At 60.3% G+C, this 25,651-nt stretch carries 23 protein-coding genes; 8 read left to right on the top strand and 15 right to left on the bottom strand.

The window, feature by feature from the left end; genetic code table 11:
- Positions 1-142 precede the first annotated feature (142 nt).
- Together ACIQWP_RS26380 and ACIQWP_RS26385 are read left to right on the top strand one after the other, a co-directional pair.
- On the top strand, positions 143-1,714 hold the full coding sequence (locus ACIQWP_RS26380) for a gamma-glutamyltransferase family protein (protein ID WP_402793892.1): 1,572 nt from the start codon (positions 143-145) through the stop codon (positions 1,712-1,714).
- Positions 1,711-2,955 (top strand): amidohydrolase family protein, encoded by a 1,245-nt coding sequence (locus ACIQWP_RS26385; RefSeq protein WP_402793894.1) that lies wholly within the window; start codon positions 1,711-1,713, stop codon positions 2,953-2,955. The genes ACIQWP_RS26380 and ACIQWP_RS26385 overlap by 4 nt, the downstream gene beginning before the upstream one ends.
- A 227-nt stretch (positions 2,956-3,182) precedes the next feature.
- Here the strand turns inward: ACIQWP_RS26385 and ACIQWP_RS26390 are convergent, their stop codons facing one another.
- From ACIQWP_RS26390 to ACIQWP_RS26405, 4 genes are all read right to left on the bottom strand, one after another.
- Complete coding sequence (locus ACIQWP_RS26390; RefSeq protein ID WP_402794126.1) at positions 3,183-3,920, bottom strand: carbohydrate ABC transporter permease; 738 nt, start codon at positions 3,918-3,920, stop codon at positions 3,183-3,185.
- A 140-nt stretch (positions 3,921-4,060) separates the two neighbouring features.
- Positions 4,061-4,954 carry a carbohydrate ABC transporter permease gene (locus ACIQWP_RS26395; protein WP_402793896.1) on the bottom strand — a complete coding sequence of 298 codons (894 nt, stop codon included), beginning with the start codon at positions 4,952-4,954 and terminating at the stop codon, positions 4,061-4,063.
- Positions 4,955-5,020: 66 nt separating this feature from the next.
- The gene (locus tag ACIQWP_RS26400) at positions 5,021-6,280 is read right to left on the bottom strand and encodes a hypothetical protein (protein ID WP_402793898.1); all 1,260 of its coding nucleotides are present in this window, start codon (positions 6,278-6,280) and stop codon (positions 5,021-5,023) included.
- A 267-nt stretch (positions 6,281-6,547) separates the two neighbouring features.
- A complete protein-coding gene (locus ACIQWP_RS26405) occupies positions 6,548-9,289 on the bottom strand; it encodes a glycoside hydrolase family 2 protein (RefSeq protein ID WP_402793900.1) in 2,742 nt (913 codons plus the stop codon).
- Positions 9,290-9,460: 171 nt separating this feature from the next.
- On the opposite strand from ACIQWP_RS26405, the gene ACIQWP_RS26410 reads away from it, so the two are divergent.
- Complete coding sequence (locus ACIQWP_RS26410; RefSeq protein WP_402793902.1) at positions 9,461-10,471, top strand: LacI family DNA-binding transcriptional regulator; 1,011 nt, start codon at positions 9,461-9,463, stop codon at positions 10,469-10,471.
- Positions 10,472-10,500: 29 nt separating this feature from the next.
- Here ACIQWP_RS26410 and ACIQWP_RS26415 read toward each other — a convergent pair whose 3' ends face one another.
- The 9 genes from ACIQWP_RS26415 to ACIQWP_RS26455 form a co-directional block, all read right to left on the bottom strand.
- Complete coding sequence (locus tag ACIQWP_RS26415; RefSeq protein WP_402793904.1) at positions 10,501-10,752, bottom strand: DUF982 domain-containing protein; 252 nt, start codon at positions 10,750-10,752, stop codon at positions 10,501-10,503.
- A gap of 74 nt (positions 10,753-10,826) precedes the next feature.
- A complete protein-coding gene (locus ACIQWP_RS26420; protein WP_402793906.1) occupies positions 10,827-11,090 on the bottom strand; it encodes a DUF982 domain-containing protein in 264 nt (87 codons plus the stop codon).
- Between the two features lie 77 nt (positions 11,091-11,167).
- Positions 11,168-12,610: a M20 family metallopeptidase gene (locus ACIQWP_RS26425; RefSeq protein ID WP_402793908.1), complete on the bottom strand. Its 1,443-nt coding sequence runs from the start codon at positions 12,608-12,610 to the stop codon at positions 11,168-11,170.
- A gap of 133 nt (positions 12,611-12,743) precedes the next feature.
- Positions 12,744-14,285: an ABC transporter substrate-binding protein gene (locus tag ACIQWP_RS26430; RefSeq protein ID WP_402793910.1), complete on the bottom strand. Its 1,542-nt coding sequence runs from the start codon at positions 14,283-14,285 to the stop codon at positions 12,744-12,746.
- A 29-nt stretch (positions 14,286-14,314) separates the two neighbouring features.
- A complete protein-coding gene (locus tag ACIQWP_RS26435) occupies positions 14,315-15,178 on the bottom strand; it encodes a serine hydrolase (RefSeq protein WP_402793912.1) in 864 nt (287 codons plus the stop codon).
- A 1-nt stretch (position 15,179) separates the two neighbouring features.
- Positions 15,180-16,820, bottom strand: a complete 1,641-nt coding sequence (locus ACIQWP_RS26440) for an ABC transporter ATP-binding protein (RefSeq protein WP_402793914.1) — start codon at positions 16,818-16,820, stop codon at positions 15,180-15,182.
- Positions 16,817-17,635, bottom strand: a complete 819-nt coding sequence (locus ACIQWP_RS26445) for an ABC transporter permease (protein WP_402793916.1) — start codon at positions 17,633-17,635, stop codon at positions 16,817-16,819. The genes ACIQWP_RS26440 and ACIQWP_RS26445 overlap by 4 nt, the downstream gene beginning before the upstream one ends.
- On the bottom strand, positions 17,632-18,576 hold the full coding sequence (locus ACIQWP_RS26450; protein WP_402793918.1) for an ABC transporter permease: 945 nt from the start codon (positions 18,574-18,576) through the stop codon (positions 17,632-17,634). The genes ACIQWP_RS26445 and ACIQWP_RS26450 overlap by 4 nt, the downstream gene beginning before the upstream one ends.
- A gap of 172 nt (positions 18,577-18,748) precedes the next feature.
- A complete protein-coding gene (locus ACIQWP_RS26455; protein WP_402793920.1) occupies positions 18,749-19,654 on the bottom strand; it encodes a LysR family transcriptional regulator in 906 nt (301 codons plus the stop codon).
- 368 nt (positions 19,655-20,022) lie between these two features.
- Between ACIQWP_RS26455 and ACIQWP_RS26460 the strand changes: the two genes are divergently transcribed.
- Complete coding sequence (locus ACIQWP_RS26460) at positions 20,023-20,436, top strand: hypothetical protein (protein WP_402793922.1); 414 nt, start codon at positions 20,023-20,025, stop codon at positions 20,434-20,436.
- A gap of 619 nt (positions 20,437-21,055) precedes the next feature.
- Positions 21,056-22,294, top strand: coding sequence for a phosphoglycerate dehydrogenase (serA, locus tag ACIQWP_RS26465; RefSeq protein WP_402793924.1), 1,239 nt, complete (start codon positions 21,056-21,058; stop codon positions 22,292-22,294).
- A gap of 109 nt (positions 22,295-22,403) precedes the next feature.
- Here serA and ACIQWP_RS26470 read toward each other — a convergent pair whose 3' ends face one another.
- Entirely contained in the window at positions 22,404-22,646 is a 243-nt protein-coding gene (locus ACIQWP_RS26470; protein WP_402793926.1) for a hypothetical protein, read from the bottom strand.
- 261 nt (positions 22,647-22,907) lie between these two features.
- Here ACIQWP_RS26470 and ACIQWP_RS26475 point away from each other — a divergent pair, with 261 nt between their 5' ends.
- The 3 genes from ACIQWP_RS26475 (at position 22,908) to ACIQWP_RS26485 (ending at position 24,695) form a co-directional block, all read left to right on the top strand.
- On the top strand, positions 22,908-23,417 hold the full coding sequence (locus ACIQWP_RS26475) for a methylated-DNA--[protein]-cysteine S-methyltransferase (protein WP_402793928.1): 510 nt from the start codon (positions 22,908-22,910) through the stop codon (positions 23,415-23,417).
- Position 23,418: 1 nt separating this feature from the next.
- Positions 23,419-24,054 (top strand): hypothetical protein, encoded by a 636-nt coding sequence (locus ACIQWP_RS26480; RefSeq protein ID WP_402793930.1) that lies wholly within the window; start codon positions 23,419-23,421, stop codon positions 24,052-24,054.
- 356 nt (positions 24,055-24,410) lie between these two features.
- Positions 24,411-24,695, top strand: a complete 285-nt coding sequence (locus ACIQWP_RS26485; RefSeq protein WP_402793931.1) for a hypothetical protein — start codon at positions 24,411-24,413, stop codon at positions 24,693-24,695.
- Positions 24,696-24,948: 253 nt separating this feature from the next.
- Here ACIQWP_RS26485 and ACIQWP_RS26490 read toward each other — a convergent pair whose 3' ends face one another.
- Positions 24,949-25,575: a hypothetical protein gene (locus tag ACIQWP_RS26490; RefSeq protein ID WP_402793933.1), complete on the bottom strand. Its 627-nt coding sequence runs from the start codon at positions 25,573-25,575 to the stop codon at positions 24,949-24,951.
- Positions 25,576-25,651: the final 76 nt, after the last annotated feature.

Raw genomic sequence — 25,651 nt, forward strand, 5'->3', positions numbered from 1 at the left:
ATTTTCATGCCGAAGACAATATTATCGCCATTGGCAGGCGGGCCGATTTCGTGAGCTGGACGACCAGATCTCCGTCGAAAGCCATGATCCTTGCTTCAGAACAGGGTCGCATCGCAACCGTCAGCGCCGCAACAAGCCGCCAATGACGTTCACCGAACAGACCACTCAAACCGGTTCGTCATCTGCCGGCGCCATGATCGTGACCCCGCATTGGCTCGCCAGCGAAGCAGGCGCAAAGGTGCTGAAGCGCGGCGGCAACGCAATCGAGGCGCTGGTGGCCGCCGGAGCTGCGCTGTCGGTCACCTACCCCCATTTCTGCGGGCTCGGCGGCGACGCGATCTGGCTGGTCGCCGACAAGACGGGCAACGCACAGACCTTTGTCGGCATCGGACAGGCGGCGGCAGCTATGCCGCGCGGAGACATACCCTTGCGTGGTGCAGCCTCCACACTGACAACAGCTTGCCTCGTGGACAGCTGGGAAAAGGTGCTTGCCTATTCCGTCGCCGAATGGGGAGGCATCGAAGGATTGCCGGGCCTTCTCGACGACGCGATCGCGCTAGCAGACGGTGGCTTTGAGGTCAGCCGGTCGCAGGCATTCTGGTATGAATTCCGGCGCGCTGAGCTGAGTGGTTGGCCCAGCTTCGCGGGGCTCTTCCGACCTGGCGGCATCCAGCACCAACCGGCATTGGCCCAGACGCTCCAGTCCATAGCCCGTCACGGCGCACGCGAATTTTATGAGGGTGCTCTCGCCCGTCGCATCATCAACGGACTTGCCGAAGCTGGCTCTCCTCTTTCCGCCGCCGATCTTGCCGCCACGCGAACCGAGATCACAGCTCCCCTCCAGCAGACGTATCGCGACACGATGCTTCTTGCTCCGCCCGCACCGACCCAAGGAGTAACCACCCTCGCAATCATGGGTGTGCTCGGCCATCTGCCGATGGCGGATTTTCCGCCCGACAGCGCGACCTATTATCATGCGCTGGTCGAGGCCGTAAAACAGGCTTTCCTCGACCGTCATGCAATCGCCGATCCCCGTTTTGCCGCCGACGTCTCGAAGCAGCTTCTCGATCCGACGCGCCTTGTGGCCAAGGCTGCGGCAATCGATCCGGGAAGAGCCTCGCCTTGGCCACAAGACTATCGACACGGCGATACGGCGCTGCTTGCCGCCGTGGATGCCAATGGGAGATGCGCGTCGCTACTGCAAAGCCTCTATTTCGATTGGGGCAGCGGCGTGGTCATCGGCAACACTGGCCTCCTGTGGCAAAACAGGGGAGCGGCCTTCAGCACTGATCCGGCGAGCCCTAATTGCATCCAACCTGGGAAGCGGCCTTTCTACACGCTCAATCCAGGTCTGGCGCTTAAGAACGGGCGTCCGCATCTGCTCTACGGCACGCAGGGCGCGGACGGCCAGCCTCAGACGCTGTCGCTGCTGCTCAGTCTCCTCATCGACCACCGTCTTGATCCGGCCGCAGCGCTCGCGCGTCCGCGCTTTTTGCTCGGCCGCACGTTCTCCGACAGCCGGGACAGCCTGAAGATCGAGGAAAATATTGGCGCCGAGACGGTTTCCGCCCTCGCGGTGATGGGGCATGAAATCTCGACCATCGACGCTCTCAGTCCGCTTGGCGGGCAAGCAGGCGTGATCCGCATCGGGGAAGACGGAGTGATCGACGGCGCGCATGATCCGCGCAGCGACGGAGGCGCTGTCTTGCTGTGAGCGCCGTGGACCCGCCGTTCGATCTCGTCATTCGAAACGTTCGTATCGAGGAAGATGGCCGTCTCGTGGACATCGCAGTGCGAGGCGACCGCATCGCCGCCATCGAACCCCGCATTCGGTGCGATGCGATATCAGACGCCGACGGCCAGGGAAGCTTCGCCTTCGGCGGATTTGTCGACACGCATATTCATCTCGACAAAGCCTGCATTCTCGACCGCTGCGCCATTTGCGAAGGCACACTCGCCGAAGCCGTCCACCAAACGGCCAAAGCCAAGGCGGGCTTTGACGAAGACGACGTTTATGGACGTGCCGCACGCGTCGTCGAGCAAGCGGTTTCCCACGGCACAACGCGGATGCGGAGCTTCGTCGAAATCGATCCGCGCGCCGGCTTCCGCTCCTTCGAAGCGATCAAGCGTATCCGCAACGACTATGCCTTCGCGATCGACATCGAAATCTGCGCCTTCGCTCAGGAAGGGCTTACGAACGAGCCCGAAACATACGACATGCTCGACGCGGCACTTTCGGATGGTGCGGATCTGGTCGGCGGTTGCCCTTATACGGACCCCTCGCCGGGTCGGCATGTGGACATGATTTTCGCTCTGGCGGCAAAACACAATGTTTCGGTCGACTTCCATCTCGACTTCAGTCTTGATCCTGATCGAGCGGATCTACCGAAGGTGATAGACGCGACCCTGCGTCATGGCTGGCAAGGTCGCGTGTCGATCGGCCATGTCACCAATCTGTCGGCTATGCCTCAAGCCCGTATCCTTGCCATCGCCGATAGCCTGGCAAAGGCCGGCATCGCGCTATCGGTGCTTCCGGCAACCGATCTGTTCCTGATGGGGCGCGAGCATGACCGTCTGGTTCCGCGTGGCGTCGCGCCGGCCCATCTGCTGGCGAAAAGGGGCGTCGTTACCTCCATTGCAACCAACAATCTGCTTAATCCCTTCACGCCCTATGGCGACGCCTCGTTAATTCGCATGGCCAATCTCTATGCCAATGTCGCCCAGCTCGGGCGCGACGACGAGATGGCCTTGATTTTCGGCATGGTGAGCGAAATGGCAGCGAACCAGCTCAACAACAAGATAGGTCTGCAGCCAGGTGGCGAAGCGACCATCGTGCTCCTCGACAGCCCCGGCCCTCGTGCCGCCGTGCGCGAGATTGCGCGCGTGATTGCCGGCTGGAAAAGGGGGCGCAAGAGTTTCGACAACGGCCGCCCCGTGCTCCACAAATCGGTCTGAAACACCCAGTCATCTTATCGCTGGGGCCAGCCTGAACTTCCAACTCCGCGCTTTCGCTGAACCGACACCTGCCTGAGAGCAGCGACCAGCATCCTTGATAGTGATTTGAATAGAAGCCCTCCAGCCCGGCAATTTGAAAAGGTCGCTGCGCCTGGAGATAAATTGCCGGCTGGAGTGCAGTTATCGCCGGAACGAGCTGCGATGCCTCATAACGCCCTATCGAGCGATTATCCCTTTACTCCGGCGGAGAGCATGATGGCGCGCGTGATCTGCTTCTGGAAGAGGAGATAGAGGATGGCGACGGGAAGACCGGCCAGCACCGCCGCCGCCATGTCCTTGGCGAAGCGCACGCCAAAGACATCTCTCACCTGGGTAATGCCGACGGGGATGGTGATCGTCGCATCCGAGGTCGCGACCAGGAACGGCCACAGGAAGTTGTTCCAGGCCGCGATGAAGGTGGTGATGCCGAGCGCGGTGATCACGCCCCAGTTCATCGGCACATAGATCTTCCAGAGCGTTCTTAAATGACCCGCATTGTCGAGCATCGCCGCCTCGCGGAATTCCTTTGGGATCTGGTCGAAGAACTGCTTGAGGATGATGATGACCGAGGGCACCACGAGCTGCGGCAGAATGATGCCGCCCCAGGTGTTGATAAGCCCGAACGAGTTCATCAGCACGAAATGGTTGATGATCAGCGCTTCCGACGGCACCATTACCGAGGCGATCAGTGCCCCGTAAATCACCCGGCGGCCGGGAAACTGAATTTGGCTGAGCGCATAGGCGCAACAGACGCTCATCACAAGCACCAGAACCGCGATGATTGCCGATGTGCCGACGGAATTGATATACCATTGCACGATGCTGGAGCGCCCGATCACATAGAGATAGGGCTCGAGCGTCGGCGCCTTCGGGAAAAGCCCGGGCGTCCGGCTTACCACCTCGGTGTCCGATTTGAGCGACGTCATGATCGCCCAATAGAGCGGGAAGAACCAGATCAGCGCCCCGAACGCCGTCAGCGCGGTCAGCGCGCGACCGCTCCAGCCCCTTGAGGCCGCGTGGCTGCCCGCCGCCGTCAGATCCGTTTGCGAATTTGTTGCCACGACGCTCACTTTTCGCCTCGCGCGCGCAGGAATTGATACTGCAGGACGGAGGCAATCAGAATGATGGCGAACAGGATGGTGGCGACGGCGGCCCCCTCGCCGCCCTTGTTCTGCTTGAAGGCGAGATCATAGATGACGCTCATGACCACGGATTGCGCGTCGGCCGGCGTGTGGGCGAAATAGCCGAGCAGATAGGGCTGCGAAAAGATCTTGAACTGCGCAATCAGCTGCAGCGTCAGCACCAGCGCCGTGACCGGCCAGATCAGCGGCCAGGTTATTTTCGAAAACACCCGCCAGCGGCTGGCATTGTCGAGCGCGGCTGCCTCGTAGACATCAGGCGAAATGCTGCGCAGGGCGGCGAGGAACAGAAGGATGTTGAAACCGATCGTCCACCAGATCGTGACGACGGCAACCGAGGGCATGAAATAGGTTGGCGACCGCAGGACGGGAAGCGGCCGCCCGCCGGTGAACAGCCCGAGGACGTTCTGGATGACGCCATATTGCATGTTTGCGATCCAGGTCCAGATCTGCGTCACCACCGAAACCGGCAGAATGGAGGGCAGGAAAAAACACGCCAGAACCAGCATCTGGATGCGCCCGATCAGGCGATTGATGCCCATGGCAATGAACAGCGCGAGAAATGTGCCGGGGATGACGGTCAGAGCGATGAAGTACAGCGTGTTCAGAAGCGCCCTTTGAAGTTGAGGCGAGGAGAGCTGGCGCATGTAGTTGTCCAGGCCGACCCACTCGCCGGGGCCTATCAGCGGTGCATTGGTGAGACTCATCGCCACCATCCGCCATGTCGGGTAGGCAAATATCACCAGAAACGCGATGACCGCCGGCGCGACCAGCAGCGCCGCAACGATGTTATCCTGCTTCCTGCTGCTGACTGCGGCCATCCGTCACCTGTCTCGTTTATCCAGTCCCGAGGCAGGGAGAAGCCCCGGGACCAGTGAAAAGAAACGTCACTGAGAGTTCATGTGATCGCGGAACTTCTCGAGTGTTTCCTTCACATCGCCTTCGCCGTTCAGCGGGCCGGACACCATGTTCTGCCAGTCATCATCAAACTTGGAAGCCGCGCCCGTCAGCGGCGTCTTCGGCATGTAGAAGGCGTTGAGCGCCATGGCGGCGTAATCTGACTGCGGCTTGAGTGCCTTGTAGGCCGCAGACGTGCTAACAGGCAGATAGGCCGGGATATGGCCGGCGGCAGCCCATTCCAGCGAGTTCGTATTCATCCACCTGATGACTTCGAGAACCGCGGCGCGCTTTTCCGGCGTCATGGTGACACCGACATTGTTGGGGATCACGAAGGAGTGCGAGTCTGCCCAGTTGGCGGGCTTGCCCATCCAGGCCGGGATGTTGACCATACCGTAGTCGAAGCCGTTACCCTTGGCCACTTCGGTTTCCATGGTCGGCAGTTCCCAGTTGCCGTTGAGGAAGAAAGCGGATTGACCGGCCAGGAAGGTCGGCGTGATGGTTTCGGAATCGATATAGGGCTGCGCCCAGCCCTGCTTCACCCAATCGGTGACCTCGAGATAGGCCTTTTCCATCTTGTCGAAATTGTCGCCCTGCAGGAACTTGCCGTCGGCGGTCAGTTGACCACCCAGCTGGCCGAACAGGGTGTAGATATCGCGCAGATCGCCGCCGGACGAGGCTATGACGACGCCGTTCTTGCCGGCTTCCTTGGCCTTGGCCAGCAGCGCGCGCCAGCCTTCCAGCGTGTCGATGCCGGTCGGCTTGCCATCGTTATCAAGCGCGCCCAGCTCCTTCAGCACATTCTTGTTGTAGTAGAGCACTTCTCCATGCACGTCGAACGGAACGGCGTAGCGCACATTGTCGACGGTCGAGGCGGCGATTGCATTTGGCGGATAGTCGCTGTCCTTCAGGCCGACGGCCTCGAGCTCTTTCGGATCGATCGGCGATATCGTCTTGGCCGAAACGGCGCCTGCCAGGCGCGACAGGTGGTAGGTTGCAATGTCGGGTCCCTGGCCGACTGCGGCTGAGGTCTGCAGCTTGGTATAGTAAGGGACGCCCCATTCGAGCGTCGTGCCGGTAATCTGGATCTTGTCCTTGTGCTCGTCGTTGAAGCGCTGGATCAGCGCCTTCATCCGCACGCCGTCGCCTCCCGACAGAAAGTCCCACCAGACGACATTTTCGACTGCAAATGCCGGAAAGGCGGTCATCAGGGCCAACGCTGCGATCGATGTTCTCAACAGGCTACGCATTTTCTCTCCTCCAGGCTTTTCTGTTTTCCTCCCGGGCCGCCCGTTGCGGGGTGGTCCTTATGCCCTGCGCCGCAGCTCATGCGCCGCGTGATATCCCCTGCCCGCTTCATCGAAGGACATCGCCTTCGAACCATCGGCGGCGAGCCCACAAATCGAGCGACGGAGCAGATGCGCACCGGGCATCCATATCCACGGACACGCCCGCATCTGCCTGAGTCACCTGGACCTCCTCCCGGTCATGCGCGGCGGTTCAATTCTGTTCGTGGCCTATCCGGCCGCCGTCTCGATGATGCAATCAAGCAAGGTCGCCGCGACCGGATCGATGCCGGCGGCTTCGCGCATCAGGCCGAAGGTCGTGGCGACGATGCGGCCGGCGCCGACCTGCCGTTCCGCAATGGTCGCGCATGGCTTGTGAATCCAGCCCACCATCGTGCCGGCATGGACGAGCCCATCGAAATGGATCGGCCGGAAGCCGGTGATGACGCGGTTCGGGTTGACGCCGACGAAGGAAAGGTCGGTCAGCGGGCCGCCCGGCAAACGTTCGAATATCCCCGAACGCTTCACCCAGCTGAACCCGGTGACCCAATTGCCTTTCCAGATGGTGCCGTTGCGCTCGGTAACGCGCATCTGCGGCATGGGCTGCCCGCGATCGCCTCCGGTCGGGTAGTTCCAGTTCGGCTGGTCGTTGCGCAGATTGGCGAACGGCAGGGGTGCCACGTCAGCCAGCGACACACAATGGGCACCGTGCTCCATGGCATCGATATCCGCCTGGCCAAGGGTCGAGGCGACCCGCACATCCGCCTTGCCGGCCTCGACAACCTCGTAGCCAAGCACCGTCAGATACCGCGCGATTTCGGGTTCTGCCGACGATACGGAAAGTGTGGGTTTTGACCGGCGCCGATAGACGCTGACCTCGAGACTGTTGCGCGCAACCTCCCTGCCGCCGGCGGTGATCGTAAACTGGATGCTGACCTGTCTGCCGGCCATGTCAGTCGCAAAGGACAGAGGCAGTGCAGGCAGATGATGCACCGACGTCGCGTTCTGAGCCGGGATCGCCATCCTTCCGGCAATCGCACCGTCGATGCTCCAGCTCAGCTCGGCTGCCGGAAGCGCCTTGCCGCCGGTCGAGATTTCGAGCTCGACATTGCCGGTATCTCCTGCCCAGACCGCGTAGCGCTGCATGCGCGGCACGATGACGACATCGGTATTGATCTCGTGAAAGCGGTTGTGATAGGCGCGCGGATTGCGCTGCATGTCCATGAGGCCATTGGCCTCCCAATGCAGGTCGGTCAGCTCGGTGATGACATAGCCCTGGATCGAGGCATGACGGCGCATTTCCTCGATCTCGAACTTGAGCGCGGCGAACTGATGCCATTGCGCGTCCTCGATGAAGGAGCCGAAGGACGCAAAGACCTTGTCGAACTGATAGGTGCGGAAGCGCTGCTCGACGCCATGCGGGTAGGTCGCGCCGTCGCTATCCCATTCCAGGCCGTTGATGAACCAGAAGGGCTCCTTGCCGTCCTGTTTCAGCTTGTCGGGATGCGGAAGGCCCCAGACACCGAACTCGGAGACGACGAGCGGCTCGTCGCCCCGACGTTTCGCATCGCCGTTCGGCGAGTAGGACCAATCCGGCCGCTTGGCAAAGGCCGATACCCAGTCGGTCCATTCGCGCGCCATTTCGGGAACCGAGGCGTAATAATGGTAATCGTCGATATCGGAGACGACATGGAAATTCGGGATGCAGGCGGAATTGTCCACCACCAGCCGCATCGGGTCCTTCTTCTTCAGCCAATGATAGGCGTTTTCCAGCCAGGATCGCTGGTCGGCGCTTTCGACAAGGCGCGTCCCCCAGTCCTCGTTGATGATGGTCCAGATGACGATGGAGGGGTGGTTGCCGTCGCGGCGCAGGATGCCTTCCATCGTGTCGAGCAGACGCTTTGCCGACTTCTCCGTGAAGGTCTGAATGTTGGGGATTTCCGACCAGACCAGCAGGCCAAACCGATCGGCCACATCATAGTAGCGCGGATCGGGAACCTTGATATGGCAGCGCAGGAGGTTGAGGCCGAGCTCCTTCGATTTGCGCGCCTGATCTTCCAGGAACTCCAGCGACGGCGGCGTATAGATGCCCTCGGGATAGTAATCCTGGTCCAGCGCGCCGCGCATGTAGAACGGCTGGCCGTTCAGGAAGAACTTGCCGTCCTTCGCCTCGAAGGTGCGAAAGCCGAAATTCTGCTCGGCGGCATCGATAACGACGTCACCCCGAGACAGCTCCACAACTGCCCGATAGAGCGCGGGATCATCGAGCGACCACGCCTCCACATCAGCGACTTTAAGCACCACCGAAGCCTGCGCTTCCTCTTCGAGTCCCAGTTCCGCGGATGCCGCGACCGCCCCGTTCCGGTCGACAAGCGTGACCCTCAAGGCGCCGGTAAAAGCCGCCGCCAGCTCGACATCGATGGTGACGCCGCCCGTGGAAAGATCGGCGCGAATGGCCTGATGGGCGATATGCGCCTCGTGGCGGCATTCGAGCCAGACCGACTGCCAGATGCCACCCAGCATTCCATACCAGCTCTGCTTGCCGTGCGGGATCTCGTCGAATGGAAAATCCGGGAAGGCCCGGGCGTCGGCACTCGGCAGCGTCACCTTCACGTCCAGCCGTATTTCGCCGGCAAGCAGATCGGCGGGAATGGCGAATTCGAACGGCAGATAGCCGCCTTCGTGAGAACCGAGAGCACGGCCGTTGACCGAGACTTCGGCGAAATAGTTCACGGCACCGAAATGCACGATGACCTGACGACTTAGCCACTCCTGCGGCACGGTGAAGGCGCGTGAATAGGTCGCTACTCCAGCCGCGGCGCGCAGATCGGGAAAATGGGCCTGCCAGGGGGCCGGCACGGCAATCCTCGTCGGCGTCTGCCCCTCCAGATGAAAGTCCCAGGTTCCGTCGAGAGACAGGCGCGCACGCGGCTCCGAATGAGTGTCGGCGAAACGGCGGGAGGCGAGGGTCATAGCCGCGAGCTTTCCGGTTGGATTCAGTCACAAAATAAGTTACATACAAGTTTCGTAACTTATAAACTTAACTTCCGCAAGGGCCGCAGCTTCACATTGTCCGTCAGATTTTCTAACGTGCGTGCAGACTGCCTTTGAGTCCGAGAAAGAAACTGAGTGAACGACAAAACGATGAAACGACCGACCATGTCCGATATCGCCTCGCAGGTCGGCGTTTCGCATGCGACGGTTTCGCTGGTGCTGAACGAGGCACCCGGCAAGCGGGTTTCGGAGAAGGTACGCGAGCGCGTGCTGGCCGTGGCCGAGGAGCTCGGCTATCAAAAGACCGCGCCTGCCAATGACCCCATCGGCGGCATCATCGTCCTCCTGATCGACGATCTCATGGCTTCGCAGCATGCCGCGCCACTGATCGAAGGCGTGCGGGGCGCGGCGGAAGAACAGGGCCTGGCGGCGCTCACCGTCGTTACCGGCGGACAGGTCGAGTTCGCTGAATCCATTCTTGACTATCTCGGGCGGCGCCAGATCGTCGGCGTGATCTATGCAACGCTCATTACACAGCTGGCGCCGGTGCTGCCTTCCAAGCTCGCCAACTATCCGACCGTCCTTTTGAACTGCCACCAGCAGCGGGCCGAATTCTCGTCGATCATTCCAGGCGATCACGCCGGCGGCTTTGCAGCAACGGAAGCGCTGATCAAGGCCGGGCATCGCCGCATTGCAATGATCGATGCCGGCAGACAGCGGCTGGAAGCGGCCCGGGATCGCCTGAGCGGCTATCGCCAGGCGCTGACGACCTACGATATCGCCGTCGATCCCGAACTGATCCTTTCGGAAGCCTGGTCGCTGGATCTCGGGCGGGAAAAGATGCTGCAGCTGCTCGACCTGCCGTCGCCGCCGACGGCGGTTTTCTGTTTTTCCGACCGGGTGGCGATGGGCGCCTATGATGCGATCAGGATGCGCGGCCTCAAGGTTCCCGACGACATTTCCGTCGTCGGTTTCGACGATGAAAGCCTTGCCCGAAAAATCCTGCCGCCGCTCACCACGTTGAAGCTGCCGCACGAGGACATGGGCCGGTGGGCTGTGACCGAACTCCTGGAAAAGGTGGCGCAGCCGAAAAAGCCGCCGGTACGGCTGAAGATGGAATGCCAGTTGATCCTGCGCGATTCCATCGCCCCGCCTCGTTAAGGCCTGTCGGCGTTCAGGGAGACATGATCTCACTCGTCAAAAATATAGATATCGCCTTCCTTCAGCGCCATGATGAACAGCGCTCTGGCCTCCTCGGCGTCCATCTTTCCCTCATGCGTGGCCAACAGCGCTTTCTTGCCAGCATGATAGGCGCTGCCATCCTCAAGTGTCGGCCACTCCTCGAGCATATATTCGGCCGCACGCTCTGCGTTTGAAATTGTCAGCCGGGCGCCGGTCTTGCGCGTCTCGACGATGACGGGCTTGCTCCACCATTGGGCCATGGGCGTTCTCCTTCATGCCGTCAACGTGCCGTCTGTCGGAATGTTCCGGGAAGGCTTTGGCAGAGCCACCATCCTCACGACAGAACGGGAACGCCTGCTTCGGCGGCCGCGGCTATGAAGGCTCGGCGCGCTTCTTCAGGCGCCCGTTCGCCGCGCCGCACGTCCATGCAGATAAGAAGCGCGAAAAGAAAACAGTCTCCTTCGTCCAACGGCCAGTCATCAAGAAGCGTCTTCCAGGCTTCGTCGGCCGTTCCCACGGATTTCATTTCACCGGCGCAGCCGCAGAAGACGCGGACTGGAGGGAAGCGCGGTATCGCCTTCATCGTCGAGGTCTCCATGACAGCAGCCTTTTTGGGCCATATGACATGCAGACGCATTTAACTTTATTAATCGGGCAGCAGGCGACCCCACGAAATCAAACGCCGCTCCCCGGCATGACATCCATCGGGATAGGGCAGACGTAGGGCTTGCCTTCCGTCTTCTCCAGCCATTCGGCCCTGGCCTCGGCGAGGAGCGATGGTGACGTCATCAGCGAGAGCCCGGTTGTTGCCAGCGCCTTTGCGGCATGCGCCATAGCCTTGTGGGCGGCAGCGCTTTTTCCCTGCGCCACGACCTGCCAGGTATGAGGATTGGTGCCGATCGCCCAGGCCGGCGTCCAGCACTGCGCCGTCGGCGTCACCCGGCTGACGTCGCCGACATCGGTCGATCCGGCGCGGAAATGCGAGTGCCCCTCGAATTCGCGCAAGCCCAGATGCAGCGGCGTCGATCCGTCGATCCTGGTGTTGGAAAAGACATCGTTCTTGATCTGGTAGAGCCGGATGCTGCTCTTGATGGCTTCGTCCGTGAACGTCTCCTGGATGGATCTGGCGAAAGCGAGATCCGCCTCGTCGAAGGCGATCGGCCCGAGCGCGACCATGTTCTCGTGCATGGCGGTCTCGATCGTGATGTTGGGCAGAAGATTGGTGGAGGCGGTATCGAAGACGATCTCCACTTCGGTCTCCGTCATCATGGCGGCACCGCGAGCGACCTTCTCGACGCGTTTGGCAAGATCAAGCGCCTGCGGCATTTCCGGAGCGCGGATCAGATAGAGCACCTCGGCCTTGGCCTGGACGACATTCGCCGCCTTGCCGCCGGTATCGGTGATCGCATAATGCACCCGGCAATCTTGCGGCATGTGCTCGCGCAGGAAGTTGACGCCGACATTCATCAGTTCGACCGCATCGAGCGCCGACCGCCCGAGATGCGCCGCGTTCGAGGCATGGGCAGCGACGCCCTTGAAACGATAATAGTATTCGATGACCGCAAGGTTGTTGGTCGAGCGGACGCCGTTGAAAGGCGCCGGATGCCAGGTCAGCGCGGTATCGACGTCATCGAATAGGCCCGCGCGCACCATGAAGGTCTTGCCCGAACCACCCTCCTCGCCAGGGCAGCCGTAGTAGCGCACCGTGCCGGGAAGATTGTTCGCCTTCATATGCCCGGCGAGCGCGATTGCCGCCATCAGTGAACCGACGCCGAGCAGGTTGTGGCCACACCCATGTCCCGTGGCGTCCTCGATCAGAGCTTGATGCGCGGCGACATTCGCGACCTGGCTCATGCCGGCCAATGCATCGAATTCTCCCAGGAAGGCAATGATCGGCTTGCCTGCGCCGAAATCGCCGATAAAGGCCGTCTCCATGCCCGCCACGCCACGGCGCAGCGAGAAGCCATTGTCTTCGAGCGTCCGGGCCAAAAGTTCGGACGAGCGCGCCTCCTCGAATTTCAGCTCGGCAAAGTCCCATATATCGTCGCTAAGCTTGGTGAAATCCGGCTTCATCACCTCGATCGCCTCGGCGATCGACATCATGGCGTCATGCTGCATAACAAGTCCTCACATTGCGGTTTGCCCGATCGGCAGGGCACGGCGTATCGCCCGGCGACACGGCCGCCGGATAGAGCTGAAGAGGGATGAGTTCCTCCGCGCCAGGCTCTGCGAGCGGGCGCGGATGGACGGGTCAGTCGACCGAGACCTCCCAAAGACGGGCATTCGATTGCCAGACCGGCTGGCCCTTCAGCTTCTTGGTGGCGCCCCAGACATCGACCATGTCGTAGAGGAAGATGCCCGGCACGTCCTTCAGCATCAGCTCGTGGAACGCGTCGAAGATCTTCTGCCGTTTGGCCTGATCGGCCTCGACATAGGCGGCCTTCATGAGTTCGATCGCTTTCGGGTCATCCCACATCAGCGAGGCGTTCTTGTCCTTGTCGCCGACGTAGAAGGAATACATCAGCGCCGGATCGAGACGCGGCGCAACCGATTGCGAAATGATCTGATAATTGCCGGAACGGCGGCGATCGACCTGGGTCGCGTAGTCGAGCACCTCGATCTGCACATTGAGGCCGATCTGCTGCAGCATGGCCTGCGCCATCACGGCGACCGGGAAGCTCGGCACGTTGCCGCGCTTGTTGGCTATGATCGAGATCGGCTCACCCTTGTAGCCTGACGCATCCAACTCCTTCTTGGCCGCCTCCAGGTCATAGGGCAGACGCTTCTTCTGCACCGCGTCGAAATAGACGGAATCCTGCGATACCATCGAACCGTTCGCCTCACCCGTTCCATTGGATGCGGCAGCAACGAGCTCATCGAGATCGAGCGCCATCGCCATGGCGCGACGCACGCCCGGCTTGCCCATCACCTTGTCGCGCGTCTGGATGTAGAAGAGGTTCTTGCCGTTGTTGCGCGCCACGATCAGCTGCATCTTCGGGTTCGACTTGAATTCGGGGATCAGATCCGGCGAAAGCTCGGCCGTGTCGAGCACGCCCGATTCCAAGCCCGCCTTCACGGTCGAAGGATCGGGGATGACCATGAACTTGATACCGTCGGCAAGCGGCCGTTTGGAGCCGACCATGCCGTCGGGCTTGCCATCATTTGCCGGCGAAACATAATCGGCAAATTTCTTCAGGTGAATATATTCGCCCTTTTTCCATTCGTCCCACATGAAGGGACCGGTGCCGATCGGCTTGATGAAACTGCCATCCGCTGCCACGGAATCGGGTGAGATCATACCGGTATAGCCGCATTCCGGCCGCGCCATCAGGCCGAGGAAAACGGCTGACGGATTTTCGAGCTTGATTTCGACCGTCGATGCGTCGACGGCCTTGACGCCGGTCACATGCGCTGCACCGCCGGCTGCGAAATCCGACAGGCAAGTCCATTTCGTCTCGGGCTTCAGATAGCGCGTCCAGTTCCACACGACGTCGTCTGCCGTCAGCGCCTTGCCATTGTGGAATTTGACATCCGTCCTGAGCTTGAACGTATAGGTCAGGCCATCGGCCGAGGCCTCGAAGCTCTTGGCGAGCAACGGCTTGACTTCGCCGCCATTGTTGTAGCCGACGAGCCCTTCGACGATATGCAAAATCACGCCATCGGTGTTGCCGTCGCGGTTTACGCCGGGATTGCTGCTCCGCAGGTCAGAACTCTGTGCGACGGTGATATCGCGCGCCGCCGCGACATGTGCCAGTGCGAGCAGGGCCGCGCCTGCGAGAAGAAGCTTTTTCACTGTTCTACCCTCTTTTGTGTCTTTCTTCGTCATGATGCGAAACCATCCCAGCAGGTGCGTGACAACATGCCGATCGTCTCCAGCGCCACCGTATATCCCGGCGTGCCATCCGGCATGGCAAGCGGCACTTCGTCGGTATAGGCGGAGATGATGTAGAACGGCGTACCGTCACGATAGACGATGCCGGCATTCATGCGGCCGCGCTTGCCGGTGCCGCCCTTATGAGCGACGACCGTGCCGAATGGCAGGCGCGACGGAATGGCGTAGCGCAGGATCTGGTTCTTCAGCGTCTGCAGCGCATAGGCACAGAATTCGGCCGAGACGCCGAGCCTCCCCCGCACCTCCTGCGACGTCTGTGCATCGAGGATCATCTGCAAGAGCACGGCCTGGTCACGGGCCGTTGTTGTCGTCACCGACTTCAACGCGTGATCCGGCGACAGGGCGAGCGGCGGGATCAGGAAGCGGTGATGCGTGCCGGCAAGGCCGATCGACTTGCAATAGGTGTCGACCTCTTCCAGCGTCAGTCGCTCGAACACCATCTTGGTGCAGACATTGTCGCTCAGCACCATCATGCCGGTGATGGCGTCGCGCAGCGAGATGACGATGCCGGGGGTCAGATAGCGGAACATGCCGCTTGCGACGTCCTCGGCAAAGCGGGCCTCATAGGTGATCGGCTCGTCGAGATCGAGCCGCCCTTGCTGCACCGCCTTCAGAGCGGCCATCATGATCGAGGTCTTGCGGGTGCTTGCCGAAGGGGTTTCATCGTCGGCGCCGCGTTCGATCGTCTCGCCGGTCAGAAGGTTGCGTATCGCAAAGCGGGTAACGAAGGGCTGTGCGTCGCAGATCTCTGCGAGCCGCTCGGCAACCGAAGCGGAATTGGAAAGACTACCCACATCAATTCTCCAGGCGCCATTTGAGTGTCACGCCGCCCTTTTCATTCTGGTCGAGGGCGGGAATGGCCGAGAGGAGCCGGCGCGTATAGGCCTCCTTCGGGCTGTCGAAAATCTCATCGCGGTCGCCCTCTTCGATGATTCGCCCGTCCTGCATGACGACGACGCGGTCGGCGACCTGTTCGACGACGCCGAGGTCGTGGCTGATGAACAGGCACGAGAAACCGTAACGCTTCTGCAGGTTGGAAAAGAGCTCCAGCACTTGCGCCCTGACCGTCACATCGAGCGCGGAAACCGGCTCGTCGGCTATCAGAAAGCGGGGCCGCCTGGCGATGGCGCGGGCGATGGCCACGCGCTGGCGCTGGCCGCCGGACAGTTCATGCGGATAGCGGTTTGCATAATCACCGCCGAGGCCGACCTCTTCCAGCGTTTCCAGTGCCCGCTTGCGCTTGGCGCCGACATCGAGGCCCTGCACCAGCCTGAGCGCCTCTTCGACCAGCGCGAGAATCGTCATGCGCGGGTCAAGCGACGAATAGGGATCTTGGAACACCATCTGGCAGTTCAGGCGATAATCGCGCCAATCTTCGTTACGCGACCGCCCCTGGAACAGGATCTCGCCCCCGCTCTCCTTGACGAGACCGGCAATCGTCCGGCCAAGCGTCGTCTTGCCGGAACCCGATCCGCCAACGAGCGCGACGACTTCGCCCTCGTGGATATCGACGCTGACACCATGCAGCGCGCGCTTCGGCTTGCCCTTCTTGAGAAGCGATTTGCGGCCGGCATAGTCGACCACGACGTTGCGGGCGGAGACCATCGGCGCCCGCGATGCATCGATGTGGCGGGTCTCTGTGCGGAAAGGCAGGGACGATAGCAGCTTCTTCGTATAGGGATGCTGCGGCGCCTCCAGCAGATCCTCCGTCCGTCCCTCTTCGACGACCGCACCCTTTTCCATCACGACGATACGGTCCGTGTATCGCGCCACCATCGGCAGGTCATGACTGATGAGGAGAACGGCCGTTCCTTCGGCCCGCGTCAGCTCGACCATCAGCTCCATCACATCGCGCTGGATGACGGCGTCGAGCGCCGTCGTCGGCTCGTCTGCAATCAGCAGCGCCGGTTTCAGCAGCATCACGGAGGCAAGCATGATGCGCTGGCGCATGCCGCCGGAAAATTCGTGGGGATAGGAGGTGAGCGCGCCCTCCGGATCGCGAATCCCGACACGCCTCAGCATGCTCAAGATGCGTTGACGGCGCTCATCCGGCGAAAGCTTGGTGTGGAGAACAAGCCCCTCCTCCAGCTGTCGTCCGATCGTCATCGACGGATTGAGCGATGTCATCGGCTCCTGGAAGACGACACCGATCTCGGCACCACGCAGCTCACGAAGGTCCCGACCCTTCATGACAAGCACATCGCGCCCCTTGTAAATTACGGACCCGCCGGCAACGCCGATCGCCTGCGGCAGGAGCGATATCAACGCCCGTGTCGCCAGCGTCTTGCCGGAGCCGCTCTCGCCGACAATGCCGAAGATCTCGCCGGCCGCTATATCGAAACCGACGTCCTTGACCACCCTGTGCCCCGTTCTCACGACTTCGAGCGAAAGGCCGCGGACGCTCAGAAGCGTGGCCCCTGTCGTTTCAGATGTCATTTCAGGCCCCTCATGCGCGGATCGAGCTTGTCACGGAGGGCATCGCCCAGAAGATTGATGCCGAGCAGCGTCAATGCGATGCACAGGCCGGGGAAGAGACCGAGCCAGACGGCCTGCTGGATGAGCGGCCGACCGGCGGCCAGCATATTGCCCCAGGTCGGAGCCGGCGGCGGCACGCCGAGGCCAAGGAAGGACAGCGCGCTTTCAGACAGAATGGCCCAACCGAACATAGAGGTCGCCAGCACCGTTATCGGCGCCAGGCAGTTCGGCAGGACATGGCGGAACATCGTATAGAGTTCGCCATTGCCCATCACCCGCGAGGCCTCGATGAATTCCCGCTCGCGCAGCGAAAGAACCGCACCGCGAACGACACGCGCCATGGACGGCGTATAGGCGATGCCAAGCGCGAAGATGATGCCGTATTGATTGGCCCCGAAGACTGCGAGAAGACCAAGCGCCAGGAGAATGCCCGGAAATGCGAGCAGCGCATTGTTGACCGCCATGATCACGCCGTCCGCCCAGCCGCGGGCATAGCCGCTGACAAGCCCGATCAGCGTGCCGCAGACGGTTGCCAGTACGACCGTGAGCGCGCCGATCCAGACGCTTGCGCGCGCCCCGACCATCAGTCGGCTCAGCACGTCGCGACCGAACTCGTCGGTTCCGAGAGGATGGACGGCGCTCGGTGCGGCAAGCCGCGCGGAAAACGAGAGCTTCGTCGGATCGAAGGGCGTCCAAAACAGGCCGACGGCGGCGGTGATGAGCAGGATGGCGACGAGGATGCCGCCGACCAGGCCGTTGAGAGTGAGCTTCTTCATTCGGCGACCACACGCGGATCAAAGAGAGAATAGAGAAGGTCGACGACGACATTGACCAGGACATAGGATAGCGACACGAACAGCAGACAGCCCTGAATGACCGGATAGTCGCGCGCAAAAATGCTGTCGACCATCAGGCGCCCGAGACCGGGTATGGTGAACACCGTCTCGATCACCGCGATACCGCCGAGCAGGTTGCCGAGGATGAGACCGATCATAGTCCAGGTTGGGCCGAAGGCGTTCTTGAAGGCATGGCGCCAGAGGACTGCACTTTCGGAGAGCCCCTTGGCGCGTGCGTGGGTGATATAGTCGAGACGCAGGACTTCCAGCGTCGAGGCGCGTGCCATGCGGATCAGCACGCCCATCTCATGGATGACAAGCGTCATGATCGGCAACACGAGATAGAGCAGTCCGCCGACGATATTGTCACCGATCGACACGTAGCCCAAGACCGGCAGCCAGCCGAGCTTGAGGCCGAAGAAGAGGAGAAGCAGCAGACCGAGCCAGAATGTGGGAATGGAGAGCAGAAGCGTCGCGGTCCCGACGAGCGCCAGATCCGTCACGCTGTTCTGCCGCCATGCCGCGATCAAGCCCGCCGGCACAGCAATCAGGCTCGCCAGGAAGACGGCGACGACGACGATCTCGGCGCTGACGAGAAAACGCGACGCGACAAGCGGCAGTACAGGCTCGCCATTGACGATCGATTTGCCAAAATCGCCCTGCAGCACGTTGCCGGCCCAGATGACGAATTGCTGCGGCATCGGCTTGTCGAGACCGAGCTCGGTGCGCATCGCCGCAATCTGATCGGGCTGCGCCATGTCGCCGAGCATCAGCGCGGCGGGATCGCCCGGAATGAAACGGATCAGCGCAAATACGGTCACGGCAACAAGCGCGACCGTCGGAAGCGCCATCACCAGACGGCTCAGGATAAATCTCAGCATTCTTTCCCCACGATTGGAGGTCGCTTTTCTTCGACCGCCATCGACTTCATTGCATGGAACTATGACGGATTGCGGAAACCGGCGCAATATTATGCGATTTTGTCATAGGATTATGCAGAGTCTGACGTATTTCCGGCTCGATTTCAGGCACCGGCATGACCCGGTGAGAATTCTATCCGTCCTTCTGGGAAAGCAGGATCTGCCTCTTCAGCGCGTCGCTCAGCGCCTGAGCAGCGATGGAGAGCGGAACACCGGCAGCCTTGGCCAGTCCGAACGCCTGTGTGGAACGTGGCACAAAAGGACGATGCACGACGGGAAGATGGCGATAGAGATTGGCATAGAAGCTGCTGATTATGGTAACCCCCAGACCATGCGCCACATAGGAACAGGCTGAACTGTTGGTGTGGGTCTCCACCTTGACCATCTGCTTCACCCCCGCCCGCGTGAAGGCCTGGTCGAGCGCCATGCGGTTCGGCCTCTGCCGCCCGATCAGAATAAGGGGTATGTTGCGTAGGTTCTTGACGGTGATTTCGTCGAGTTCGGCCAGCGGATGATCCTTGGGGATGACGCAGACGCTTTCGCCGCTCGCGACTTTTTCGATTTCGATGCCCGGCCCCGTCTCGCCTTCCATCCTCAGAAACCCGAGATCGATGACCCGCTCCTCGACCAGCTTGTTGATGGCAATTGTCGTTTCGAAGAATGTTTCGATGCGCACGCCGGGGAAATCCCTAGCGTAATCGATCAGCATGGCGGGGGCAAAGTTTTCCCACATGCTGCTCGGCAGCCCGATGCGGACGACATCCGGTCCCGCCGCGCCGTTGCGCAGATCTTCGGCATGACCGGACATGCGCTCGACGGCGAGCAGGACATTTTCCGCATCCCTGGCGAGAACCATCGCCTCCGGCGTCGCGATCAGCCGCCCCTTGTCGCGAACGAAGAGCGTGATCGCGAGATCACTTTCCAGCTGCTGCAGCATGCGGCTCACACCAGACTGACTGAACCCCATGGCCTTTGCCGTTGCGATCGTGGAGCCGGTGGCAAGAAGCGTGCGCAACACTTCCAGTTGCTTGATGTTCATCACCCCTTCCTCCCTAATTTAGGCAACTCCAGCCAAGCCTGTAAAGTCGGCCGCGGTTGCGGCCATAAAAGCCTGTTGTCACCTGCCATCCAATTACGGTCTTCTCCGTTCGGCGTGTGAAGGTCAAGCATTGTCGCGCTTTCGGCCTCTTCCTTGACGATTGGCGTCGTTCACGACGGTCTGCATCGCTGAGCAAAAATGGGCCTTGAAGGCTCTTGCTCTCCCGGAAAGTAACGTTCACTCGGTGCCATGACTATTTTTGGTTCAATGGATAATAACGCTCAATAGTTTGCTGCAGCAGCTCGCCAGCTAACAATGAATTCATGGAACCAGCCTAAGAAGAACCCTGCCAATTGGGAGAATTCAAAATGCACATCATCGTAAAGACGGTACGGGCGATTGCTTTCATCGCAGCGTTCACCTCGACTTCAGCAGCTTGGGCGTCAGGATTCGAGAACATCATCATCTCGAACACCAAGGATGCCGATGAGACACAGACAACCCTTCCGGCAGACAGCGCTGCCATTTATTTGTCGGCGGACGTTACAGACGAAATTGACTCTGGTTCGAAAATCACCGTCTCCTGGATCGCTGTTGATACCAACGGTGTGGCGCCAGCGAATTATAAGATAGACGAAGCCAGTTTCGATATCGGCTCGCTGGAAAACCACGTCAACTCGTCGCTTAGCAAACCTAACGCAGGTTTCCCCGTCGGCAAATATGAGGCCGTCCTGTCGGTGGACGGCAAGGTGATGGAGACCGTCGACTTTTCCATCAAGTAAGTTCAGCTGGACGACTGGGACGATTTAACGGATTGCCGGCTGCTTACCCCAGCAAAGCCGTGACAATGATTGAGCTCAATCACCTCTGCTTGCGTAGCCGCTGTTGCCGGCGCGATTTTTAGAAACTACCTGCAGCGTTCTCCCCGTCTTGTTCCGGTGAACGCTGCGGTTCGCATTTCAATCATAACTGTATTTATGCGCCCTTTTCTTCTGGCGCATTCAACGTCTGAGCAAACACACAAAAACGAGCCATATTTGACACCGAGGGCCGAGACGTCAGCTCTCCTCCCCAGCCGCAACGGCCGATTGGCTATGCCCAGGTTTCGATGGATGATCAGTTTAGCGATGCCAGGGTCGATAAGTTCTGCGCCGTGGGTTACCGCTGCAGAAGGTCATCGCGACCGGTCTCGAACTCCGAGCGGCAGCGGATGGGCATTCGCACTCGCAGCTCAAGCGCGATGCAGTCGGGCGTGGCTGTGGTCTTTAGCCGCCCGATACCGCCGACTTTGGTCTTGCGTTGTCCATCGGATGGTCGCTAACTCTTCATGCCATATCAGTAAGTTTCTGTGAGCGCCGAGTGTCTTCGGCTCGATCGGACTTCGAAATCGGAAACAATTCAATGACCCTACATCTTTCCCTGCCGCGCGATCGGATTTCCGTCCTTCTGCTTGAAGGCATCAGTCAAACCGCCGTGGACTATTTTTCGTCATCCGGTTACGTCAATCTGACCCATTTGCCGAAGGCTTTGGACGATAAGGATCTCAAAAGCCACATGGCCGAGGCTCATATTGTCGGCATTCGCTCACGCACGCAGCTGACAGAGGAAATTTTCAGCTCTGCCAAAAAGCTTCTCGCCGTCGGCTGTTTTTCCGTGGGGACAAATCAAGTCGACCTCGATGCCGCCCGACGCCGCGGGATTCCCGTGTTCAACGCTCCCTATTCGAACACGCGCTCGGTCGCGGAACTTGTGATCGGTGAAATCATCATGCTGACCAGGCAGATTTTCCCGCGCTCAGCCTCCGCCCATAAAGGCGGATGGGAAAAATCGGCCGTCGGCAGCCGCGAGGTGCGCGGCAAGACGCTCGGTATCGTTGGCTACGGCAATATCGGCTCGCAGCTTAGCGTTCTTGCCGAAAGCATGGGAATGAATGTCCGTTATTTTGATCCTTCGGACAAACTCCGCCACGGCAATTCGGAGTCCATGGCTTCGCTCGGAGAGCTTCTCGAAATTTCGGACTATGTGACGATGCATGTTCCCGAGACCCGATCGACACAGAACATGATTACTGAGGCCGAGCTGCGCAGGATGAAGAAGGGCGCCATTTTCATCAACAATTCGCGCGGAACCGTCGTGGATCTCGAAGCGCTCGCGAAGGTCCTGCGGGACGGGCATCTCGCAGGCGCGGCGGTGGACGTGTTCCCCAAGGAGCCGGCAGCAAACAACGAGCGCTTCGAAACGCCGCTGCAAGGGTTGGACAATGTCATCCTCACCCCGCATATCGGCGGCTCGACCGAGGAAGCCCAGGAGCGCATCGGCAGGGAAGTCTCCAGGAAGCTTGTGGAATACTCCGATGTCGGCTCAACGTTGGGCGCGGTCAATTTTCCTCAAGTGCAACTGCCGCCGCGTCCAAACGGCACGCGCTTCATTCATGTCCATGAAAACCGGCCTGGTATCCTAAACAGTCTGAATACGATCTTTTCGTCGCGTGGGCTTAATATCGTCGGCGAGTTCCTGCAGACATATGGCGAGACGGGTTATGTGGTCATCGAAGCCGAAGGCGTAGGCGACAAGGCGGATGAGATACATGATGCCCTTCGTCAGATCCCAGGAACGATACGAACTCGATTGCTTTACTGACGCACGGCTTCCCCGGTCATCCGCCATTTGGCCGATGACCGGTTTCACAACGAGCCGCGAACCCAATTCAGCGCGAAATTTCGAGCGATGCATCTGATGCTTTGGGTCTTCAACTTCCTGATGAAGCGGGCACTTGATGCGAACAGACGGCGCGCCTTTTTCCGGTTGCAGCGGAATCGTCACCCTGTTCAAGGCCCAGTTTCCCATTCTCGTCATTGGAAGAGACCCTCTCGGGTTTTGCGTGGCCGACAGGCCATGCTGGCATCAACGTGGCCAATTCGAGAAACTCCGGACGCAGTCCATCGCCGCGCTGCGCGGCAATCGAATGTAGACCGTACAGCAGCGTCTTCATTGCGATGTTCTCCTTCGAGGCTGCACAAATGCTGCGTTAGACCGCGTTCACGCGTCTGAGCGACCCGCGGCCAGCCCATATCCGACGGCTGGCGATGGAGCAGGTGTAGGATCGCGGACGGCGGCGAGCGCTCTGAATCTTGCTTTCAAATCGAAAATCGCCGGTCCGGGACCAATATTCGATTTGAAAGCAAGGACCGGAGAGAGCCGCATCGGGCCGGCTTCTATGTTCGGACGACAACGAACCTGGAAGGTGAAGACGATGCGCGAACTCATTCGCTTTGCTTGGGGGATCAGCTCCCTTGGCGACTTTGTGGCGGCAAGCTCCGACAAGGGCATTGTGGCCCTCGAATTCAACGAGATGCGCGGCGCGATGGAGGATGCGCTGCGCATCCGCTTTCCGGATGCCGACCTTGAGTGCCATCAGGAGGCCCTTGAGGACATGATCGAGGCACTGGCCGGCGCGATCGAGAACCCGGCCGCCGGTTGCGATTTGTCGCTCGACCTGCGCGGGACACCGGACGAGGTAAGGATCTGGCTCCTGCTGCGGGACATCCCTGCCGGCCAGACGACGAGTTACGGCGCACTCGCCGCCACATTCGGTACGCGCGACGCAAGAGAGGTCGCTAAGGCAATTGCCAACAACCCGATCGCTGTCATCGTGCCGTGCCATCGCGTCATCAAGAAGGACGGTTCGATTTCCGGCTATCGTTGGGGCGTTCGGCGCAAACGGTCTCTTCTCCAGCGCGAACAGCGTCTGGCGGGACGCTGAAATGGCATTCGTTCCCGCAATCGAGACCGAAGAGGCCCCGGGGAACCGCCCCGTGGCGCCACATGCCGTCAATTCATTGCCGGGAACGCGCAATCCGCTTCCCGAGCCGCTTCACATCATCGCATTGGCGCTCCAGTCCACCGATGCGGCAAAACAACAATTTCCGGACTATCGGCTTACACGGTTGATCAGCGCGCGGCTTGAACTCGACGACGCAGATATCGCACAGCTTGCGATCGTGTTCGGCAGTTCACTATTGCGGCCGGTGCGGGGCATGGCGAGACCATTCGACTATCACTTGCGATATGTCATTGGTCACTATGGACTTGAAACGCTCTTTCGCGACGATGGTCACGCGCCCTATCACCACGCGATAAGACCCACGGGCTACGATTTCCACCGCGATGATGTCATCCCGACCGGCATGGAGCAGTGGCGGGCAGACTATCGAAGCATGTCGAACGAACGGCAGATGATGGCGGCTTCGATCATCTGGCTCTATCGCGCGGGAAAAGACAATGTATGGCTCCGTCGTGTGCCATGCACCTGGCATGCGGCCGACGCCATTGCGTGCATGAGGCGGACGTCCGCCCTGGAGGACTGGGTCCGTCTCTTCGCACTGTATCCTGGCTGGTAGACGCCGCCGTCGGCGACGGGCCAGACGGAACACCTCTGATCGCCCCTCATATAGGGGAGAATTCAATGACGTGTTGGATTCGAAGGCAAGAAACGGAGCGTTGAACGGTGCATTCGGCCTTATTGGTCTCAGGGCGGAGCTCATATATGATTTGCCGACGGTCAATTTTCCGTCGGCAGGCACCGGCGACGAAATCCCCTCGAAGGGTGCAACGCTGCTCCCTTGGAAGAGGCATACCAGCCAAACGAAGGGCCATTTCGAAATGGCTTGGCCCCCGGCGCCGATCGACCTCAAATCGGGCATGGCGGTGAGCATACAAAGCGTCTAGGAGCACCTGGCAGATGTGGAAAGCGATATTGTCTATAACGATGAGCATTGGTCTTGCCGCGCCCGCCATGGCGATTGAGCGATATGATACGCGCTCGCGGAGCTGCCAGGAGGTTCAAGCGCTTCTTGCGCGTGATCGGCAGGCCATCCTGCGCTATCCGTCGCGCGATGGCCGGGCAACTGTCTATGATCGCTATGTGATCAATCCTGCGCAATGCGGCCCTGGCCTGTATGGGGTTCGCGTCTCCATTCCCGCCGCCAATGGCAAGTGCCCGGTGGTGAATTGCCATTCGCTTAGTGATTTCGCGCCGTGAGCAGCCTCATCGAGGACGAACGACGTCGAGGCGAATGATCTCGACAAAGACGACCGGTTCAGCTCCGATGATACGCCGAATCCTGCCTTCAAAGCCGAGCAGATATCCGGTTAGCGCTTGGGCCGCCGTTCAACCGATCAGGCGAGGCGCAGGATTGTCGTTTCGGCGAGGACGAACATTTCCCCGGAGTTGAAACGAACGAAGGGAGGATCAAGGGGAACGATATTGTCAAACAAATCGGACATGGCGCTGCCTAACGGGAGTTCGTATTGATCGTCGGGTGGAAGGTCGGCACATAGCCTGCTTGCAACACCATGAGGCTGGAAGGCGGCGTCAACAGCCAGTCGGCGCTCTTGAGGATTTGCGGCGAAGCATATCCCTCGTTCGTCCAACGATATGCGTGGCCTCCTCGTAGCGTGAAGGCGTCATCGCCTCGCGCGACCACGGCGCCGTCAGGCAAACGGTCCAACACCTGTGTTACACGGTGCAACCGCTTGCGGCCGAGTTCAAGCCGCTCGGCATGCAGAACAGCGTCTATTCTGACGGCAGAGGGGGGTGTTTCGCCATGACTGCTTGCCCAACAGTTCCGATAGTGCTGCGCGGCAATGCGCCTGCAAAGAAAGCAAGGTCGATGGCCGGCGGCGAGCGCAATTGCTTCGTCGAGGAAGAACAGTTCAGTCCAGCTCCGCGCCGCCATGACATCGCGGTGCTGTCCCTTGTAGCTGCAGCTGCAGATCAGCCACGCCTTCGACGCCCAGCGCTTTCTAAGCAATGTCTTCGTAGACGGGTCATGGATGATGCCGCGATTGCCCGTGAACATGCCGCGCTGCGAGATCGCAACAATGTCGCCGAACGGAGTGACGCGGTTTTGCAGGGGCATGGCTTTCGTCCTCTACCGGGCATGAGCCACGGCGCAATTGAGGTTTGACGGCACCATGCAACACACATCGGGCCGC

The organism is Rhizobium sp. NPDC090279 (assembly GCF_044769665.1).
Classification (GTDB): Bacteria; Pseudomonadota; Alphaproteobacteria; order Rhizobiales; family Rhizobiaceae; genus Rhizobium.